Origin of the sequence: Streptomyces sp. AA4, assembly GCF_000158875.1 — a bacterium.
In the GTDB taxonomy this organism is placed as follows: domain Bacteria; phylum Actinomycetota; class Actinomycetes; order Mycobacteriales; family Pseudonocardiaceae; genus Amycolatopsis.
This window is the reverse complement of record NZ_GG657746.1, coordinates 6,032,776-6,035,303: the sequence shown is the minus strand read 5'-3', so window position 1 is coordinate 6,035,303 and position 2,528 is coordinate 6,032,776. Positions and strand designations below refer to the sequence as shown.

General features: G+C 56.8%; 3 other annotated features.

What is annotated here, in order from left to right:
• Positions 1-444 precede the first annotated feature (444 nt).
• Positions 445-1,038, top strand: a sequence feature (23S ribosomal RNA rRNA prediction is too short).
• Between the two features lie 7 nt (positions 1,039-1,045).
• Positions 1,046-1,811: a sequence feature (23S ribosomal RNA rRNA prediction is too short), on the top strand.
• Between the two features lie 13 nt (positions 1,812-1,824).
• Positions 1,825-2,294: a sequence feature (23S ribosomal RNA rRNA prediction is too short), on the top strand.
• Positions 2,295-2,528 lie beyond the last annotated feature (234 nt).

Here is a 2,528-nt window from a genome sequence, read left to right as displayed (position 1 = left end):
GTAATAAAAGTCGGTAACACCCGAAGCCCATGGCCCAACCCGCAAGGGAGGGAGTGGTCGAAGGTGGGACTGGCGATTGGGACGAAGTCGTAACAAGGTAGCCGTACCGGAAGGTGCGGCTGGATCACCTCCTTTCTAAGGAGCACAACACATCCATGCTCCCGGGATACCCGGAACCAGGGCATGGGGTGGCTGGAACTCAAGTGCCGAATGTGTGCTTGTTCCGGTTGCTCAAGGAATTGTGGAACTACTGGTTAAGGCTCATCGCGGTGGTGATACCGCCGGTTAGTACTGCGGCTTGCCGCGTGGAAATCCGGCTGGTGGATCCGGGTGGTGGGTTGTTTGCTGGCACGCTGTTGGGTCCTGAGGCAACACACGTTGTTTCTGGTGTGGTGTTTGAGAACTGTAGAGTGGATGCGAGCATCTTTGTGGTCAAGTTGTTAAGGGCACATGGTGGATGTCTTGGCTTCAGGAGCCGATGAAGGACGTGGGAGGCTGCGATATGCCTCGGGGAGCTGTCAACCGAGCTGTGATCCGAGGATTTCCGAATGGGGAAACCCAGCACCAGTGATGTGGTGTTACCCGCCGGTGAATATATAGCCGGTGTGGAGGGAACGCGGGGAAGTGAAACATCTCAGTACCCGCAGGAAGAGAAAACAAAAGTGATTCCGTGAGTAGTGGCGAGCGAAAGCGGAAGAGGCTAAACCGATTGCATGTGATACCTGTCAGGGGTTGTGTGGTCGGGGTTGTGGGACCTGTCTTCTCAGAGCTGACACTCTGGGCGTGATGCGGCATGGTTAGCGGAACCGCTTGGGACGGCGGGCCGGAGCGGGTGAGAGCCCCGTACGCGAAAACTGTGTTTGTGTTGTGTGGCGGTGTTCCCGAGTAGCAGCGAGCTCGTGGAATTTGCTGTGAATCTGCCGGGACCACCCGGTAAGCCTAAATACTTCCTGGAGACCGATAGCGGACGAGTACCGTGAGGGAAAGATGAAAAGTACCCCGGGAGGGGAGTGAAAGAGTACCTGAAACCGTGTGCCTACAAGCCGTCAGAGCTCACTTGTTGAGTGATGGCGTGCCTTTTGAAGAATGAGCCTGCGAGTTAGTGCTGCGTGGCGAGGTTAACCCGGGTGGGGTAGCCGTAGCGAAAGCGAGTCTGAATAGGGCGATTGAGTCGCGTGGTCTAGACCCGAAGCGGAGTGATCTACCCATGGCCAGGGTGAAGCGACGGTAAGACGTCGTGGAGGCCCGAACCCACTTAGGTTGAAAACTGAGGGGATGAGCTGTGGGTAGGGGTGAAAGGCCAATCAAACTCCGTGATAGCTGGTTCTCCCCGAAATGCATTTAGGTGCAGCGTCGCGTGTTTCTTGCCGGGGGTAGAGCTACTGGATGGTCTAGGGGCCTTACCGGGTTACCGAAATCAACCAAACTCCGAATACCGGTTAGTGAGAGCGCGGCAGTGAGACGGCGGGGGATAAGCTTCGTCGTCGAGAGGGAAACAGCCCAGAACACCAGCTAAGGCCCCTAAGTGTGTGCTCAGTGGGAAAGGATGTGGGATTGCCCAGACAACCAGGAGGTTGGCTTAGAAGCAGCCACCCTTGAAAGAGTGCGTAATAGCTCACTGGTCAAGTGGTCCTGCGCCGACAATGTAGCGGGGCTTAAGCACACCGCCGAAGCTGTGTCATTGACACAATAGATCGACGTTCGTCCTTGAGGCGGATGTCCAGTCGTGTTGATGGGTAGGGGAGCGTCCTGCATCCAGGGAAGCCGCGGCGGAAGCTAGCGGTGGAGGGTGCGGGAGTGAGAATGCAGGCATGAGTAGCGAATGCAGAGTGAGAAACTCTGCCGCCGGATGACCAAGGGTTCCTGGGCCAGGCTAATCCGCCCAGGGTAAGTCGGGACCTAAGGCGAGGCCGACAGGCGTAGTCGATGGACAACGGGTTGATATTCCCGTACCCGAGCATGTGCGCCCATGGCGAGGCGGTTGACACTAACCACCCGAAGCCACTCGTGAAGCCTTCGGGCGGATCGGGTGTGTGGAGCGTGGGACCTGATTCCGTAGTAGTCAAGCGATGGGGTGACGCAGGAAGGTAGCTCCGCCAGGCGATGGTTGTCCTGGTGTAAGCGTGTAGGAGGAACAGTAGGCAAATCCGCTGTTCACATACTCTGAGACGTGATGCGTAGCCGTGTGAGGCGAAGTGGGTGATCCTATGCTGTCGAGAAAAGCCTCTAGTGAGTGCATGCACGGCCCGTACCCCAAACCAACACAGGTGGTCAGGTAGAGAATACCATTTGCGTTCGGGTGAACTGTGGTTAAGGAACTCGGCAAAATGCCCCCGTAACTTCGGGAGAAGGGGGGCCAAACACCTTGAAGCTTCATGCAAGTGGAGGGGTGGTTGGCCGCAGAGACCAGCGGAAAGCGACTGTTTACTAAAAACACAGGTCCATGCGAAGTCGCAAGACGATGTATATGGACTGACGCCTGCCCGGTGCTGGAACGTTAAGAGGACCGGTTAACTCACTTTGTGGGT